This window comes from Actinoplanes sp. CA-131856 (assembly GCF_050956135.1).
Classification (GTDB): domain Bacteria; phylum Actinomycetota; class Actinomycetes; order Mycobacteriales; family Micromonosporaceae; genus Actinoplanes.
The window spans coordinates 10,622,052-10,637,693 of sequence record NZ_CP191849.1; the positions used below are offsets into that span (position 1 = coordinate 10,622,052).

Genomic DNA, 15,642 nt, shown 5'->3' on the forward strand with positions numbered 1-15,642 from the left:
GATGTCCGTCCTGCCTACGGCGGCGAGCGTTGGCGGCGTCCCTACGACGACCTCGAAAGGAACGCCATGCGTTTCTCTGTTCCGAAGCGGCTGCTCGCCGTTGCCCTCGCGGTGGCCGGGGTGGCGATCGCGGCGCCCGCGGCCCAGGCCGGGCAGGCTCCGAAGACGAAGCCGACGATCGTGCTGGTACACGGCGCCTGGGCCGACGCGTCCGGCTGGAACGGCGTCATCTCCCGGCTGCGGCACGACGGCTACACCGTCAAGGCGCCGGCGAACCCGCTGCGCGGGCTCGCCTCCGACGCCGCGTACATCCGCGGCGTCCTGAACGCGACCAGCGGGCCGATCGTGCTGGTCGGCCACTCCTACGGCGGCGCGGTCATCACCAACGCGGCGACCGGCGACAAGGACGTCAAGGCACTGGTCTACGTCTCGGCGTTCGTCCCGGACGCCGGCGACACCGTGCTCGGCCTGGCCACCAAGTACGAGGGCAGCAAGCTGACGCCGGACGCCACCCAAGCGGTGCCGCTGCCGAACGGCGACCTGGACGTCAGCATCAAGCCGGAGAACTTCGCCGACGTCTTCTCCGCCGACCTGCCGCGCTGGCAGAGCGACCTGCTCGCCGTCACCCAGCGGCCGGTCGCGCAGAGCGCCCTGCTCGAGCCGTCGGGCACGCCGGCCTGGAAGAGCATCCGCTCGTGGGCGGTGGTCTCCAAGGCCGACCACGCGATCCCGGTCGCGGCGCAGCGCTTCATGACCCAGCGCGCTCACGCGAAGACCACCGAGGTGAACGCCTCGCACGCGGCGCTGATCTCGCAGCCCGGCACGGTCACGCGGGTCATCGAGACGGCGGCGCGCTCGTAGCAGCGTGCATCACGCGGGTCAGTTCCACCCGCGAACGAATCCGCAGCTTGCGGTAGATGTGCCGCAGGTGCGTGTCCACAGTGTGCGGGGAGACGAACAGCCGCTCGGCCACGACGCGGTTCGTCGCCCCGTCCGCCACGAGCTGGGCGACGGTCAGCTCGGTCGCGGTCAGGCCGAGCGGGCCGTCGCCGTCAGCGGTGCGGCGGCGGTGCACACCGACGTCACGCAGCCGGGCCCGCACCCGGGCGGCTTCCCGGTGCGCACCCGCCTTCTCATAGGCGGCCAATGCTTGCTGCCAGTTGGTCTCGCCGCCGGCGTCCTCGAGGGCGGACGCTTTGACCAGCAGACGAGGGCTGTCCCGCAAGACCTCAGCGGCCTTGTCCAGCAGCTGTTGATCCTGCTCGAGCAAGCCACGCGCTTGCAGCGCGAGGCCTTCGAGCAGCGCAATGCCCTGGGTTCGCTGTTGCATCCGGGCCAGCAGCTGGCGGTCGCCGGTGAGGCGGACCGCCAGGACGTCGTCGGCGGGGTCGTACGGAGCGGGCCGGTCGCTGCCGGGCTCACGCCCGGCGGCGATCGCCGCCAGCCAGTTGCCGGTGGCGCGTAGGGCCGGGTTGCGGTGCTCGGCGAGCTGTTCACCGTCGGCCACCGCCCGCGCGATGCCCTCCGGGTCGCCCCGGTACATCGAGATGCGTCCCAGCGCGTACCGGGCCGTCGCCACGGCGAAGTCGTTGCGCCCGTACTCCTCGGCCAGCTCCAGCACCACGTGTGCCGCCCGTTCGGCCTCGTCGAGCCGTCCCGCGTCGAGCAGCAGCCGCACCCGCGTCATCTCCCACTGGCCCACCGCCGTCGGCCGCCCGTTGTCCCGCGCGGCCCGCAGGGCGTCGTCGGCCAGCGAGATCGCGGTGTCGCTGTCGCCCTCGGCGCCGGCCAGCAGCGCAGTCCAGCAGCCCTCCGGCACCCAGGCCCAGAACGGGACGTCGGACAGGGCGGTCGCGTCGCGCTGATGCTGCCCCGCCCGCGCCCAGTTGCCGCGATGGAACGCGAGCACCGAGGCGGCGGTGCGGGCGGTCGCCTCGGCCTGCCGGTCACCTGCGGCCAGCGCCTGCGCCAGCGCGCGGCCGGTCAGCTCGCGGCTCACCGCGAGCTTGCCGGTGATGCCGGTGGTCAGCGCTTCGAGGGCGGACAGGCGCGCCCGTACGTTGATCTCCGTGCTGGGCACGGTCCGGCCGGCATGGCACAGGGCGATGGTCTTCGCGTACGAGCAGGCGGCATTGAGCCGGGCCAGCTCCAGCCGGATCCGCACCTCGGCGTCCGAGGGCAGCTCCTCCTCGAGCAGCCCCCCGGCGATCTCGCGGCATTGGTCGACGCGGCCGGCGGCGGCCAGCACACGTACGGCCACGACGGCGATACCTGCGAACTCGGCCGCGCCGCGCGGTGTCAGCTCAAGCGCGCGCAGGGCACAGTCCGCGGCCAACCCGGGCTCGCGCCCGGACAGGCGGGATGCCGCCTCCCGCAACTGCCGGATCGCCTCCTGGTCGCCTTCCGTCGCGCAGGCGAGCAAGTCGGCCGCGAGCTGGTCGGCAGTACGTCCCGCGGCCAGGCGCACGTTGACTGCCTGGCGCAGCAGTGCACGGCGTACGGAGGGCGGAAGCGTCGCGGCGACGGTGGACCGCACGACCTCGTGACGAAAGCGCGGCGGTGTTCCCGTGATCAGATCGGCGGCGGCCGCCTCGTCGAGACCCTCGTCGTGGCCCACGACGGCGGCCAGTTCGGCGCGGTCCACGTCAAGGCCGAGCACCGCGGCGACCTGCGTCACGTGCCGCGCCCGGTCCGAGAGCTTGTCGAGACGAGATCGGATGCCCGCGAGGGCCCGGGCCGGCATCACCGTTCTGGTCAGCCGGGCCGTTGCGCCGTCGACCGTGATGGCGCCTTCCTCGCGCAACCCGCGCAGCAGGTCGAGCACGACGCGGGGGCGGCCTCCGGCCTCGCGTACCGCCGACCTCAGGGCCGCGTCCGGCACGGCGCCGAGTTCGTCGGCCGCGATCCGTTCGATCGTGTCGTCGTCGAGCTCGCCGAGTCGCACCGTCACCGGGAAACCGTCGAGGGGCCTGGTGCTCGTGAGAATCCGCAGCACCGGGCCGTCGGGCGGGGTCCGTAGCTCGGCGAGGGTCCGCGCGTCACACCAGTGGGCGTCGTCGACCGCGACGATGGTGGCCGTGCCGCCCGCCGGCGTCTCCTGCCAGGTCACGCCGTGTTCCCGGGCGATCTCGCGTGCCTCGGCCAGCAGTGTCGTCTTCCCGTAACCGGCTGGTGCCTCGATCAGCACCACCGCGCCGCGACCGGCCGCCACCGCGGCGATGTGCCGACGCAGGATCTCGAGTTCACGCTCCCGTCCTCGCATGATCTCAGCCAACCTTCCCGAAGCCGAAAAGCCCAGACCCGATCGACAGGCAGAAGTGCACGTCACATCGCATGTCCGCGCGATGTGCCCGGCCGTCGCGCGGCCCACCGTGGTCATCCATGGACTGGCAACTGGAGGTCACCGCAACCGTGACACCCCCGGGCGTCCGGCTGCGCGGCGAAGCCGACCTGAACACCCTGCCGATGCTGGAACTCGTCTGCGACGTGCTGCGCTACTGCCCGGGCGACGTGGTCGTCGACCTGACCGCACTGACGTTCATCGACGTCGCGGGCCTGCGTGCCCTGGCCGGCACCGCCGCGAAGCTGCGCGACGACGGCCGTCACCTCGCGATCGCCGGCTGCTCTATGCCGATCGCCCGGCTCATCGTCACGCTGGGCTGGGAAGACCTTCTGGCCGCACCGCCCTTCTCCCCGCCGAAGCAGGCGAGCAGCACGGAGCCGATGCGAACGGACGCGGCCGTACAAGGCCACGACGGCGATGGCCGCGGGCGCCAGCAGGTACCAGCCGACCGGGATGAGCAGCAGCGACACGGTGCCGGTGGCGAACGCCGCAACGACACGCGGCAGCCCGTGCGGAAGTAGTTTCACACCGGCGGCGAGCCCGAGCACGTACACCGGCACCTGCGATCCGGCGCAGAGCGCGACCAGCTCCTCGGTGCCGACCGAGAAGAAGGCCGCTGCTACCAGCCCGCCGACCATGATCAGTGCGGGCACGGCGAGGACCCGGCGGATACCGAGCGTCGTGCCGATCTCGGCGATGCCCGTCGTGTACGCGATGGCGTTGCCCACTGCGACCACCAGCGCGAACACCGCCGCCACCACCGCCGCGCCGCCACCCACGCCGACCCGCAGCAGTGCGGCGACCGGCGCCTCACCACCCGCCGAACCAAGCACCAGGACCTGCGGCACCGCGACCGCCGCGAACAACACGGTGACCACCCCGAGGGTCCACCCCGCGACCTGTCCAGGACGGCGCAGCCGATGCGCGAGCGGCGTCACCGCCTCCCACCCGGTCAGCACCCACACCAGCAGAACGGTCGCCGCCAGCACCGCATCCCAGCCGTAGGGTGCGAACGGGCGCAGATTGGCCGGGGCTGCGTGCGGCAGCGACACCGCGGCCGTCACCAGCACCAGCACCACCAGCACCCCGGTCAGCACGACCGGCAGCCGGCCACCGAGGCCCTGGCCCCGGGCGACCGCCTCCAGCGCTACCGCCACCACCGCGGCCGCGACGGCGATCTGCACCGGCCGGTGCGGGCTGACGTACCCGCCGGCGATCAGGCCCAGCGCCGTCACGCCGACCGGTACGCCGAGATAGAACCAGAACCCGGCCAGCCGGCCGAGACCGAAGGCCCGTTCGGCGTACGCGGCCACGCCGCCGGCCTCCGGCACCCGCCGGGCCAGCGCGACGAAAGTGGCCGCGATCAGCGCCGACACGGCCAGCATGAAGGCGAGTGCCACCAGCGAGGCCGGTCCCGCCCGGCGGGCGGCGATCGCGGGCAGGGTGAGGATCCCCGGCCCGACGATCGCCGCCACGTACACCGCGACGCCACGCGGCGTGCTCATCGCGTGATGCCCTGCCGGGCCAGCCAGTCGAGCGTGGCGTCGGCGACGGCTCGCCAGCCCGGGTCGATGGTGAGCGAATGCCCGCGGTCGGGGAACTGCTTGAGATCGGTGATCGCGGTCGAGTCGCCGTACAGCTTGTAGGCCGCGCGGGTGACCACGTCAGGGACGGTGTGGTCACGCTGGCCCGAGATGAGCAGCAGCGGGCCACGGTCGGTGCGCGCCGTGTCGACGGCCGCCGGCGAGTTCTTCGTGAAGTTCGCGAAGGCGGCCTCGAACAGCGGGCGGCCCGGTGAGGGGATGGTCCAGCGGTCGAACAGCGCGTCGGACTCGGCGTCGTCGATCGCGTTGCCGAACCCGTACCGGAACTGCGCAGCCGTCAGCGAGACGGCCCGGCGCCGGTTCGCGGGGTTGCCCAGGACCGGGAAACCCGAGCGCAGCTGGGCGAACGGGAGCGGCTTGACGCCCTTGATCTGGGCCGGGTCGATGGCGACACCGGCCCGGCCCAGGCCCATGGCGAGCAGTTTCTGGGTGATGAGGCCGCCGAACGAGTGGCCGATGATGACCGGGGCACTGGGCAGGCCGCGCACCACCGTCGCGTAATGGGCGACGACGTCGTCGATGCCGACGCCGGCCACCGCGGACGGGTTGTTCCGCGCCTCGGCGACCGTGGCTGGCTCGCCGGGCCAGCCGGGCGCGATCGGGTCGAAGCCGCGGGCGGCGAACAGGTCGCTCCAGGGCTGCCAGGAAGAGGAGTGGAGCCAAAGACCGTGGATGAAAACAACAGGTGTCATGGCTCAAAGAGTCGTCGCGCAGTCATGACTGCCGAATCAGTTGGATGACCTAACCGGGTGACTCCAGCGCGTCGCGCAGCGCCGCTCGCGAGGTGATGCCGAGCTTCGGGAAGATCCGGTACAGGTGGGCGCCGACGGTGCGCGGTGACAGGAACAGCTGCGCGCCGATCTGCTTGTTGCTCAGCCCGGTCGCGGCCAGCTCGGCGATGTGCCGCTCCTGCGCGGTCAGCGACGCGGTGCTCGGCGCCCCCGCCCTCAACTCCTGCCTCGCCCGCTCGGCCCAGCTCGCGGCGCCGAGCCGGTCGAACACCGCGAGGGCGTCGCCGAGCGCCGCCCGCGCCTCGGTGATGCGCTTCTGCCGCCGCGACCACACGCCCTCGGCGAGCCGGATCCGAGCCCACTCGAAGGGAAATTCGTCCTGGACGGCGGCAGCGAAGCTCTCAGGCGCCGGATCGGTCATCGCCCGCGCGCCCGTGATCAGCAGGTCCAGCCGTCGCGAGATACCCGTCAACGCCGTCGCGGCCCTCGCGTGCTCTCGTGCCTCGTCGTCGCGCCCGGTGTGCAGCGCCGCCTCCACGAGGTCGAGCAGTGTTCGCGGGGCGTGCTGGGCGTACGCCGGGAATGCACCCGGCGTCGTGATGCCGGAGGCGTACGTCCAGGAAGTCTCGTAGTCGCCCGAGCTGAGCGCCGCGAGCATGCCGATATCCTCGGCGAACTGCAGCAGGAAACCGACCCGCCGCGGCCGCGCCCACGCCTCCACCTCGGCCTGCAACGCCACAGCACCAGCCGTGTCGCCGCGTTGAGCCGCGACGATACCGAGAAACGCGCGGAACTGATGGCCGAACAGCTCGTTGCCGTGCTCGGCGGTCAGCGCCAGGCCTTCCGAACACCGGCTGACCGCGTCGTCCCACCGTCCCGCCGCGATGTCGTCCAGCGCCAACAGCTGAAGCATCGTCATCAGCGACGTCACCGCGCCGGTGCCGCGCTCACGCTCCACCATCCAGTCGAGGTACGGCCGCAGATCGGCGAGCGAATCGGTGTAGAAGGCGGCAACCCCGAGGCGCATGAGGTCCCACGGCTCGGCGTCGCCAGCAGCAGCGGCCGCCTCCCGAATCCGCTCGCGCAGGCCGGCGCCGCGGTGCGCGACGTCGCTCCAGGCGTCGCGCAGCAACAGAGCAGTCGCCGGCAACCGATCGCGGACCAGATCCACCAGTTCGTCGGTGACCCGCCAGAAAGCCGGATCGGCGGCGAACTGGCTGATCGCCAGCAGCAGGTGCACGACGCGGTTGAGCATCGCGTCGTCCAACTCGGCGTGCCGCCGGCGCAGCACCTCGGCGACGATGCCGTGCATGCCGACGTCGCCGTGCCGGTACAGAGCTACGTACGCGGCGGTCAACACCGCGTCGGGAGAAGCGATCCGGCCGGTGGCGGCGACAAGGATCTCGGCGCGCTCCAACAGACCCGCTTGACCGGCGACGAACGCGGCGTCGCCCAGCAGCCGGTCGCGGTCGGCAGGTTTCGGGCTGAGCTCGGCGGCCCGGGTCAGCCACTGCACCGCGGTGGCCGCGCCACCCCGGCGTACGGCCGAGCGTGCGGCCTCCTCCAGCGCAGCCGCCACGACGGCGTCCGGATCGACGGTCGCCGCTCCCAGATGAACGGCGCGGCGCTCCAGATCGGAGGCGTGGAGACTGGCCAGCTCGGCATGCGCGGCCCGGCGCTCGTTGGGTGAGGCGAGCTGAACGACGGCAGAAGCGACCAGCGGATGCCGAAACGCGAGCCGGTGGGTCTCGAGTAGCCCCGTGCCACGGGCGGTCTCGACATCGCGCGGCACGTACTGGGCGCCATAGCCGTGGCGGCCGGCTCCGTCGAGAGCCAGCCGCAGCAACTCGGCCCGTTCCCGAGCGGGAAGCGCCGCGACACGAGACGCGAAGACCCGCTCGAGGCGACGTGGAAGCGGAACGAAGCCCGGCTCAAACGCACTGACGATGTTCGACGGAAGCTCGACCAGGGCCAGCGGATTTCCGGCTGCGTGCTCAAGGACCAGACGGCGCTGCTCCGCCGGCAGATCAGGAAAGCGAGCGTCGAGCAGCTCAGCCGATTCCGCCGCGGACAACGGCGACACCGCAAGTTCCTCGAGGCCGGCTTCATCGAAGGCCGAAGGCACGCCCTCGCGCACGGCCACCAGGAAGCGGACCGGCAGGTCCCGGAGGCGACGCGCCACGAACGTGAGAACCTGGATGCTGGGCAAGTCGAACCATTGACCGTCATCCACGAGCAACAGCAGGGGCGGCCCGGCGGAGAAGAGGTCGAGGACGGCCACACCGAGCGCCATCACTGAGGGCGCGGCGGTCTGCGAGCCGTCGAGGACTGCGGCAAGGGTCGCCCGGTGGCCGGGGTCCAGGCTGTCCGGCAAAGGTGTCAGAGGACTCAACAGTTGATGCAGTCCGGCGAAGACGATCGCCGTCTCCGCCTCGACGCCGGTCGCACGCAGAACCTTGAATCCCTCGGTGGGAACCGCGGCGAGCAGGGCGCTCTTGCCCACACCCGCTTGCCCGCGCAGCAGCAGTACCGGGAACTCAGCCAGTGCGGCCAGTTCACGGTCGCGGCCAATCATGACGCCTCCGGCATGCGACGACCGTACCGGAACCGCGCTGACCAGCTGGAAGGCAAGAGCTGAACCCAGCTTGCCGCACCGCTCGCGGGCGGCACCGCGGCTAACGGATCTCGCGTCCCTCCTTCGGGGGAACCCTCTATTTGAGCCGCACTATCACGCTCGATACAACGACGCGACGGCGGAGGAAGCGATGACCAGCACAGCCAAGACCTTCAAGCGATGCGGATGCCGGAACAGCCAGGGCAAGAGGCTGGAGCAGACCTGCCCCAGACTGCCTGAGCGCGGGCACGGGTCCTGGTACTTCCAGTGCTCGGCGCCGAACCTGTATGGCCGCTCCGAACGCATCCGCCGCGGCGGCTTCCTGACCCAGAACGCCGCCCGGCAAGCCCGGGAGGACTGCCTGGCCGACAGCGCCGCCCGGCGCTCCGGTGACGGCTGGACTCTCGAGCGGTGGCTGCGGCACTGGCTGGACACCCGGACCCGGATCCGGCTGACGACCCGGCTGGCCTACACCCGCGACGTCGAGCTGGTGCTCATTCCCCGCCTCGGCCACTACCGGCTCAGTGATCTCGACGGGCCGCTGCTGCGGGCGGTGTTCGCCGAGATCGCGCAGACCACCAACGCCAAACGACTACCACAGTCACCGTCGGCACTGAACCATCTGCGCACCACCCTGCGTGCCGCGCTGAACCTGGCCGTCCGCGAAGAGCTGATCGCGTCGAACCCGGCCCGGCACATCGAGATCGCCGGCTACCGGCGCCCACATGCCCAGGTCTGGACCGACGGCCGCGTCGAGCAGTGGGAACTCACCGGGGAACACCCGGCGGTTGCGGTGTGGACTGCGAAACAGCTCGCCACCTTCTTGGAAGCCAACGTCGAGGATTCGTTGTTCGCGTTCTGGTGGCTCGCCGCCCTGCGCGGGCTGCTCCGCGGTGAACTCTGCGGGCTGCGGTGGGCGGCTGTCGATCTCGATCGTGGGCTACTGGTCGTTGAGCGGCAGCGCACCACCGCCGGCTACACCGTCGTCGAAGGCGACCCCAAGACCGCCGCCGGGCGCCGGGCCGTCGCCCTGGATAAGCACACCGTCAGCATCTTGCGCGCGCACCGCAGTCGGCAGCTCAACCACCGCGATCGCCGGCACGCTGCCGGCAAGATCTGGATCGACTCCGGCTATGTGTTCAGCCGTAAGGACGGCCTGCCGATCAACCCGAACTACGCCACCACTCGGTTCCGGAAACTCACTGAGCGGGCCGGGCTGCCCCCGGTCCGGTTGCACGACCTGCGGCACGGCGCCGCGTCGCTGGCGCATGAGGCCGGCGCCGACTTGAAGACGCTGCAGGATCTACTCGGGCATTCCAGCATCGTGGTCACCGCCGACACCTACACCAGCGTCCTGCCCGACTCCCAGCGCCGTTGCGCCGACGCCACCGCCGCCCTGGTCCTCGCGGCAGCCCGGCACACCCGGAAACGGATCAAGGAGAAGGCGGCGAAGAATCGGCCCGCGGGGCGCGACGAAAAACAAATCACCCCGGGAAATAGGGCCGATCAGAAGAGCCGCCGCCGCAGGTCACGGGCCCGGAAACACCCGCACCGTCACGGACGGTAGTGACACCCATGTGCCACCCACGTGACACCCATCGTCCACACAGGCCGGACAGCAAGAAGGGCCTGACCCGCGTTTCCGCAGTTCAGACCCATCTCAATCTTGTGCGCCCGAAGGGACTCGAACCCCTAACCTTCTGATCCGTAGTCAGATGCTCTATCCATTGAGCTACGGGCGCTTGCCTTGCCTTGGTGCTCGACCAGCATACACACCGGCCTCACACGCGGAGACTCCGGGATTCGAACCCGGGATGGGCGATAAACCCAAACCGCATTAGCAGTGCGGCGCCATAGACCAGACTAGGCGAAGTCTCCCCGGTAGCCGCAGGGCTACCGACGCTTGAGAGTACCGGACCGGTGTGGAGGCGCACAAAGAGGGCCGGGCCGGGCGGGTCGCAACGGTTGCCAACAGGTGAAATGTGCTCGTTACGGCTAGGCTCCCACGGCATGGAGGAGAACCCGCCCACCGAGCCTCGCCGGCCGTCGCGAGCGCGCAGCCAGCGGTCACCGTTCAGCGCGACCGAGGAACCGGGGGCGCAGGAAAAGCCTGCGGAGCGGGCTCCTCGCCGGGCGCCCAAGCCGGCCCCGCCGGTCACGTTCCAGCCTCCCAGTGCCGAAGATCACCCGTCCGGGGGGCCCTCACCGTCGGAGGGGGCAGGCCGTCCGCCGGCCAAGAGCTCTTCTCGTACGAAGGGTGACCGCTCCGCCGCTCCCCGCGACGAAGAGGCTGCTCCGGAGCAGCGTCCTGTGCGCAAGGCCACACCGCGCAAGGCCCGGGCGCCCCGCCCGCAGCCGGCGCCGACCGCCACGCCGCCCACGGGCGACACGCCCGAGGCCTCCGCGGTTCCGGCCGCGGCCCAGGCACCAGAGCCCAAGGCAACCACAGACCAGGCCCCGGCCGAGGAGTCGCGAGCGCCAGAGCCGACCACGACCGAGAAGCCGGCAGCAGTAGAGGCCACCGCACCAGACAAGCCGGCAGCAGCAGAAGCGACCGCACCCGACAAGCCGGCAGCAGCAGAAGCGACCACAACCGAGAAACCGGCAGGCGGGGAAGTGACGGCCGAGAAGGCAGCCACGCCGCGGGCGCGTCGTCCCCGTGCCGCTAAGACCGCTGCGGCTTCTGGTGGCGGCACGGGCACTCGCTCCAAGGCGGCCCCTCGAGAGCACGTCCAGGAGGAGCTGATCCCGCAAGGGACGGTTGAGCATGCTGAGGTGCGCTCAGAGCCGGCCGCCACCGTATGGAAGGAACCGGCCAGCCCCGCACCGGACGAGACCGCGGCCGTGGTGGTGGTCAGACCCGCCGTGGAGAAGGCCGAGCGCACCGACCCCTGGGCGGCGCTCATCGCCGATCCGGCTCGCGCGCCCGAACTCCTGGCCATCGCCGCCGTTCAGACCCTGGGACCCCGCGCACAGGAATGGGCCACCCGGACCCGGGAGGCCTATCCGACCGCCGGGACCGACGCCCTTGTGCGGCTCGCCACGCGGCAGTTCACCCGGTTCGGCAGTCTGACCGGGCTCGTGGGGGCCGTCGCCGGCGCCTATGCGCCGGTCGCTCTTCTCGGGGCGGCCGCTTTCACCGATGCTGAGCTTTCTCTTCACATCGCGGCGGCGTACGGCCTCGATCCCACCGACGAGGAGCGGGCCGCCGATCTTCTTGTGATCGGGCGCGTGCACGCCACCAAGGGCGACGCGATCGATGCGCTTGCCGAGGCGCGCCGGCCTGCTTACGACTCGAAGGAACCGCTCTGGCGTCTCGCCGGCCTTGTCGCGGCGCAGAGCGCGGCCTGGGTGGCCGTGAAGGTCGTCAATCGCCGTTTTCCGGGCACCAGTCTGCTGGCCGCTCTCCTGTCCACCACCGCGTCGGCGCAGGCGACGGCGGCCCGGGCGGCCAAGTACTACAAGTCGGCTAGATCCAGCTGAGCCAGGAGTCGGGGAGCAGGGTGTAGCCGACGAACGCCACCACGTCGAGCAGGGTGTGGGCGACGATCAACGGCATCACCCGCTTGTAGCGCAGGAAGAACAGCGCGAAGATCACGCCCATCACCGCATTCCCGACAAATGCGCCAAAACCTTGATACAGGTGGTACGACCCCCGGAGCACCGCCGAGCACACCACGATCGCGACCGTGGAGTACTGAAGCTGGCGCAGCCGGGTCATCAGATAGCCGACCACGATGACCTCTTCGAGGATCGCGTTCTGGGCGGCCGACAGGATCAGCACGGGCACGGCCCACCACACGGGCTGGAGCGCGGCCGGCACGATCTGCGCGTTCAGCCCGAGCACCGAGGCCACGTAGACGAGCCCGAGCCCGGGGATGCCGATCAGCGCGGCCAGCCCGAATCCCCAACCCGTGTCGAAGGCCGGCCGGTCAAGACCGAGGCCGAGCGTCAGACGTACCGAAATCTGGTCCCTCAGCAGGAGATAGAGAGCCAGCGCGACCGGGATCAGGTCGAAGAAGATGCCGAGCAGCTGATAGGTCAGGTCGAGGTAGGGCCGGGCCGACTGCGACGCGTTCAGCACGGCCGCCTGGGACGACAGCGGCTTGCCGGCGGTCAGCTTCGCGATCAGCGACACCACCGCGTAGACCGCGCTCTGGCCCAGCGACACCAGCAGAACGATGATGATCTCGCCGGTCAGGAGCTTGCGGCCGGCCCGCTGATCAAGGGTCACGCGATAAAACTACTCACTCGTTCGAGGTTCCCAGTCGCCACCTAAACGGACTTTTCCGGTCAATGGTCACGGCATGAATGGAGATGAGTCGCACGTTCCGTGCGTCGCCTATCCGACTGTTGTGACCACCCTGAATCCATGGGAGACCTCGGACGAATGCTCAAGGAGAGCTGGAGCCTCATCGAGGAGCATCAGGAAAAGGTCGCCGGCTACTTCTACGCGCGGATGTTCCTGTCGCACCCGGAGCTGAGGGATCTCTTTCCGGTCCACATGGACATGCAGCGCTCCCGGCTCCTCAACGCGATCGTCACCGCGGTGCAGACGCTCGAGGATCCGGAGAAGTTCGATTCGTACCTGCGCGGCCTCGGTCGCGATCACCGGAAGTTCCACGTGGAACCGGAGCACTACGAGGTGGTGGGCGGAGCTTTGATCGAGGCGATGCGGCAGTACGCCGGTGAGAGCTGGAGCGTCGAGTACGACCAGGCCTGGGCGGACGCGTACGCGGTCATCGCCTCGAAGATGCTCGGTGGCGCCGAGGCCGACACCAACCCGCCCTACTGGTACGCCGAGGTGGTCGCGCACGAGCGGCGGGCCCAGGACATCGCGGTCTTCACCGTGCAGCCTCTCCAGCCCCTGGAGTTCCGCGCCGGCCAGTACGTCAGCGTCGAATGCCCCCGAATACAGCCCCGGCTGTGGCGCACCTACTCCGTGGCGAACGCGCCCCGCCGGGACAACACGATCGAGTTCCACGTACGGGCCGTGGGCGCCGGCTGGGTCTCCAGCGCGCTCGTACGGCGCCTGGAGGTCGGCGACATGATCCGGCTGGCCGCGCCGATGGGCTCGATGACCCTGGACCGCCGCTCGACCCGCGACACCGTCTTCATCGCCGGTGGCACCGGGCTGGCGCCGATCAAGTCACTGCTCGAGGAGCTGACCCGGTACAACCGGACGCGCTGGGTGCACGTCTTCTTCGGCGCCCGCAACCGCGAGGACCTCTACGATCTGCCCGACCTCAACCGGCTGGCCGCCCGCTATCCCTGGCTCTCGGTGGTGACCGCGTGCAGCGAGGACCCGACCTTCCCGGGCGAGCAGGGCCAGATCTCCGACGTCGTGGCCCGGTACGGCCCGTGGAACGAGCACGACTTCTTCGTCTCCGGCTCCGGCCCGATGGTCAAGGCCACGCTCAAGACCCTGGCCGAGCAGCAGGTGCCCTCGATCCGCATCAAGTACGACAGCTTCTCCGAGATGGCCTAGTAGGCCCACGGCCTCTGATAGTCGGGCACGAGGTTGGACTCGGCGTTCATCCGGTCGACGTAGAGCCGGCCCTCCAGGTGGTCGATCTCGTGCGCCACGAGCCGGGCCATGGTCCGCTCGAACGACGTGATCACCCGCGTGCCGTCGTACCGGGCGTGCTCGACGTCGATCCGCAGCGGCCGTTTGACCAGCCCGCGGTAGTCGAAGAACGAGAGGCATCCCTCGTACTGCTCGTCGCGGTCCGTCGTCTCCCCCACGATCCGTGGGTTGATCAGGACCACCGGCCCCGCCGACCCCTCGGCCGGGCGTACGACAGCGACCGCCACCGAGCGCCCGATCTGCGGCGCCGACAGCCCGACCCCCTTGCTGAAGTCGTGCACCTGCTCGAGCCGGGTCAGAGCGCTCAGCAGCGCGTCGACCGTCTCGTGGGCCTCGACCTCCTCGCGGGGCAGCTGGAAGTGCCGGGCCCGCTGCCGCAGCAGCTCCGACCCGCGCTGCACGATGCCGACGTCACGGGCCGGCCCGTGGCCGTTCGTGGTGTTGCCCGGAGCCACTGGCGGATAGGACGGCGCGTTCGCACCCCGGAACCGCCACTCCAGCCGGTAGCGGGCGTTGAGCTGCGGCGCGTCGGTCGACCACTCGAAGACCGCCCGCTCGCCCTCGTCGTGCCGCTCCATCGGGGTCCGCACCGGCACCTCGGCCGCCAGCGACGTCTCGACGCCCCAGACCTGCGGGTCGAACGCCACCGGGAAGTCGAGCCGCACGGTCAGCCGCCGGGTGGGCAGCCGGACCGCCCGCTGGAACCACTGGCCCCACTTCTCGACACCGACCGTGTACGCGTACTCGATCGTGGTCCGCTCGCCCGGATAGAGGGCGAACTGGCCGCGCTCGTTCGCGAAGAGCAGCCAGACCTCCTTGGAGGCGTCCCGGTCGAGCTTGACCCGCCACTGCATGGGCTCGATGGCGTCGCCCTCGCCGGCGCAGGCGACCAGCGCCATCTCGTCGAACGAGAGCGGGTGCTCGCGGTGGTGCCGGTTGGAGCCGGTGGGGTCGTTCGGATAGCGGTCCACCGCGATCTTCACGAGGTAGCGCGTGACCGGCTCGGAGCCCGCGTTGTAGAGGGCTCGGCGCACCCGGCAGCGATAGGTGCCGTCCACATATGTGAGCTCGGCGACCTCCCGCTCGACGATCAGGCCGGTGCCGGGCGGAAGCCACTGCACGGGCACGGGCGGGTCGCGGTGGAGCGCCGTGCTGCGCGCGTGGCGCAACTGGTCGTACTCCTGGAAGCGTTCCCAGATGGCCCCGCCGGCGCCCAGAACCGCCTCGGCCCGGCGCGCGAAGTCTTCGGTGGGCTTGTGCCGCCGGCCCTCCACGTGGCTGACGTACGAGGGGTCGAAACCCATGCGCGCGGCGAGCTGCTTCTTGCTCATCCCGCGCTCGACCCGCCAGTGCGCCAATGCCGTAACGAATTGGTCAGCGGCCCGCTCGACGGGCGAGGTGGTCATCATCGATGTCCCCTTCGCGACGAGAATTTCAGTGTCGCCGCCGCGCGTGTCCGCATCGCGCTACTAGCGCGTTGCCGACAGATACCTTGACGTATCCGGCAACATGGGTGCCGAACGTTAGGTCGCCCTTGCTGTGGGTATTAGTCCGAAAGTTCGGCTTGGTTAGGCTACCCTTAGAGGTGTACGGTGGGTCGTCATGACGGGGCCGTTTCGGCCCTCGGACGCCCACGCGGATGACCGCTTGATTTAGCGAGGTGAATGCGGTGACAGCTCCCCGGTTGTCGCCGCGGACGGGCAGCGCCCGGTGACCACAGCGCTGCACCGAGTGACACGCACCGTCACCAGACCCCGCCCCCT

At 70.5% G+C, this 15,642-nt stretch carries 10 protein-coding genes, 2 tRNA genes and 1 pseudogene; 5 read left to right on the top strand and 8 right to left on the bottom strand.

Translation table 11 applies throughout. The features are described from left to right. The first annotated feature begins 66 nt into the window (after positions 1 to 66). The gene (locus ACQP2X_RS48890; protein ID WP_498693247.1) at positions 67 to 861 is read left to right on the top strand and encodes an alpha/beta fold hydrolase; all 795 of its coding nucleotides are present in this window, start codon (positions 67 to 69) and stop codon (positions 859 to 861) included. On the opposite strand, the gene ACQP2X_RS48895 is transcribed toward ACQP2X_RS48890, so the two are convergent. Next, positions 836 to 3,262, bottom strand: coding sequence for a helix-turn-helix transcriptional regulator (locus ACQP2X_RS48895; protein ID WP_498693250.1), 2,427 nt, complete (start codon positions 3,260 to 3,262; stop codon positions 836 to 838). The two genes, ACQP2X_RS48890 and ACQP2X_RS48895, sit on opposite strands and share 26 nt — an antisense overlap. Before the next feature lie 203 nt (positions 3,263 to 3,465). On the opposite strand from ACQP2X_RS48895, the gene ACQP2X_RS48900 reads away from it, so the two are divergent. After that, a complete protein-coding gene (locus ACQP2X_RS48900) occupies positions 3,466 to 3,864 on the top strand; it encodes an STAS domain-containing protein (protein WP_498701313.1) in 399 nt (132 codons plus the stop codon). A 414-nt stretch (positions 3,865 to 4,278) separates the two neighbouring features. Here ACQP2X_RS48900 and ACQP2X_RS48905 read toward each other — a convergent pair. The 3 genes and pseudogenes from ACQP2X_RS48905 to ACQP2X_RS48915 all read right to left on the bottom strand — a co-directional run. After that, positions 4,279 to 4,848, bottom strand: a pseudogene (locus ACQP2X_RS48905) (amino acid permease); the annotation flags it as partial. Continuing rightward, positions 4,845 to 5,639 carry an alpha/beta hydrolase gene (locus ACQP2X_RS48910; protein WP_498693251.1) on the bottom strand — a complete coding sequence of 265 codons (795 nt, stop codon included), beginning with the start codon at positions 5,637 to 5,639 and terminating at the stop codon, positions 4,845 to 4,847. The gene ACQP2X_RS48910 and the pseudogene ACQP2X_RS48905, both read right to left, overlap by 4 nt. A 49-nt stretch (positions 5,640 to 5,688) precedes the next feature. Further along, a complete protein-coding gene (locus ACQP2X_RS48915; RefSeq protein ID WP_498693253.1) occupies positions 5,689 to 8,253 on the bottom strand; it encodes a LuxR C-terminal-related transcriptional regulator in 2,565 nt (854 codons plus the stop codon). Between the two features lie 271 nt (positions 8,254 to 8,524). On the opposite strand from ACQP2X_RS48915, the gene ACQP2X_RS48920 reads away from it, so the two are divergent. Further along, positions 8,525 to 9,859: a tyrosine-type recombinase/integrase gene (locus ACQP2X_RS48920; protein WP_498701309.1), complete on the top strand. Its 1,335-nt coding sequence runs from the start codon at positions 8,525 to 8,527 to the stop codon at positions 9,857 to 9,859. Positions 9,860 to 9,961: 102 nt separating this feature from the next. On the opposite strand, the gene ACQP2X_RS48925 is transcribed toward ACQP2X_RS48920, so the two are convergent. Both ACQP2X_RS48925 and ACQP2X_RS48930 read right to left on the bottom strand, forming a co-directional pair. Next, positions 9,962 to 10,034: transfer RNA gene (locus ACQP2X_RS48925), tRNA-Arg, on the bottom strand. 46 nt (positions 10,035 to 10,080) lie between these two features. Continuing rightward, a tRNA-Ser gene (locus ACQP2X_RS48930) sits at positions 10,081 to 10,170 on the bottom strand. Between the two features lie 432 nt (positions 10,171 to 10,602). Between ACQP2X_RS48930 and ACQP2X_RS48935 the strand changes: the two genes are divergently transcribed. After that, positions 10,603 to 11,775 carry a hypothetical protein gene (locus tag ACQP2X_RS48935; RefSeq protein WP_498693254.1) on the top strand — a complete coding sequence of 391 codons (1,173 nt, stop codon included), beginning with the start codon at positions 10,603 to 10,605 and terminating at the stop codon, positions 11,773 to 11,775. Here ACQP2X_RS48935 and ACQP2X_RS48940 read toward each other — a convergent pair. Then, complete coding sequence (locus ACQP2X_RS48940; protein ID WP_498693256.1) at positions 11,762 to 12,526, bottom strand: CPBP family intramembrane glutamic endopeptidase; 765 nt, start codon at positions 12,524 to 12,526, stop codon at positions 11,762 to 11,764. The two genes, ACQP2X_RS48935 and ACQP2X_RS48940, sit on opposite strands and share 14 nt — an antisense overlap. A 138-nt stretch (positions 12,527 to 12,664) precedes the next feature. Here ACQP2X_RS48940 and ACQP2X_RS48945 point away from each other — a divergent pair, with 138 nt between their 5' ends. Further along, entirely contained in the window at positions 12,665 to 13,780 is a 1,116-nt protein-coding gene (locus ACQP2X_RS48945) for a globin domain-containing protein (RefSeq protein ID WP_498693257.1), read from the top strand. On the opposite strand, the gene ACQP2X_RS48950 is transcribed toward ACQP2X_RS48945, so the two are convergent. Then, positions 13,777 to 15,285 (bottom strand): peptide deformylase, encoded by a 1,509-nt coding sequence (locus tag ACQP2X_RS48950; protein ID WP_498701314.1) that lies wholly within the window; start codon positions 15,283 to 15,285, stop codon positions 13,777 to 13,779. The two genes, ACQP2X_RS48945 and ACQP2X_RS48950, sit on opposite strands and share 4 nt — an antisense overlap. Positions 15,286 to 15,642: the final 357 nt, after the last annotated feature.

Excerpts from the sequence above, each read along its gene's own strand:
- ACQP2X_RS48890 (WP_498693247.1), top strand. The coding sequence starts at position 67 with ATGCGTTTCTCTGTTCCGAAGCGGCTGCTCGCCGTTGCCCTCGCGGTG.
- ACQP2X_RS48895 (WP_498693250.1), bottom strand. The coding sequence starts at position 3,262 with ATGCGAGGACGGGAGCGTGAACTCGAGATCCTGCGTCGGCACATCGCC.
- ACQP2X_RS48900 (WP_498701313.1), top strand. The coding sequence starts at position 3,466 with ATGCTGGAACTCGTCTGCGACGTGCTGCGCTACTGCCCGGGCGACGTG.
- ACQP2X_RS48910 (WP_498693251.1), bottom strand. The coding sequence starts at position 5,639 with ATGACACCTGTTGTTTTCATCCACGGTCTTTGGCTCCACTCCTCTTCC.
- ACQP2X_RS48915 (WP_498693253.1), bottom strand. The coding sequence starts at position 8,253 with ATGATTGGCCGCGACCGTGAACTGGCCGCACTGGCTGAGTTCCCGGTA.
- ACQP2X_RS48945 (WP_498693257.1), top strand. The coding sequence starts at position 12,665 with ATGGGAGACCTCGGACGAATGCTCAAGGAGAGCTGGAGCCTCATCGAG.
- ACQP2X_RS48950 (WP_498701314.1), bottom strand. The coding sequence starts at position 15,285 with ATGACCACCTCGCCCGTCGAGCGGGCCGCTGACCAATTCGTTACGGCA.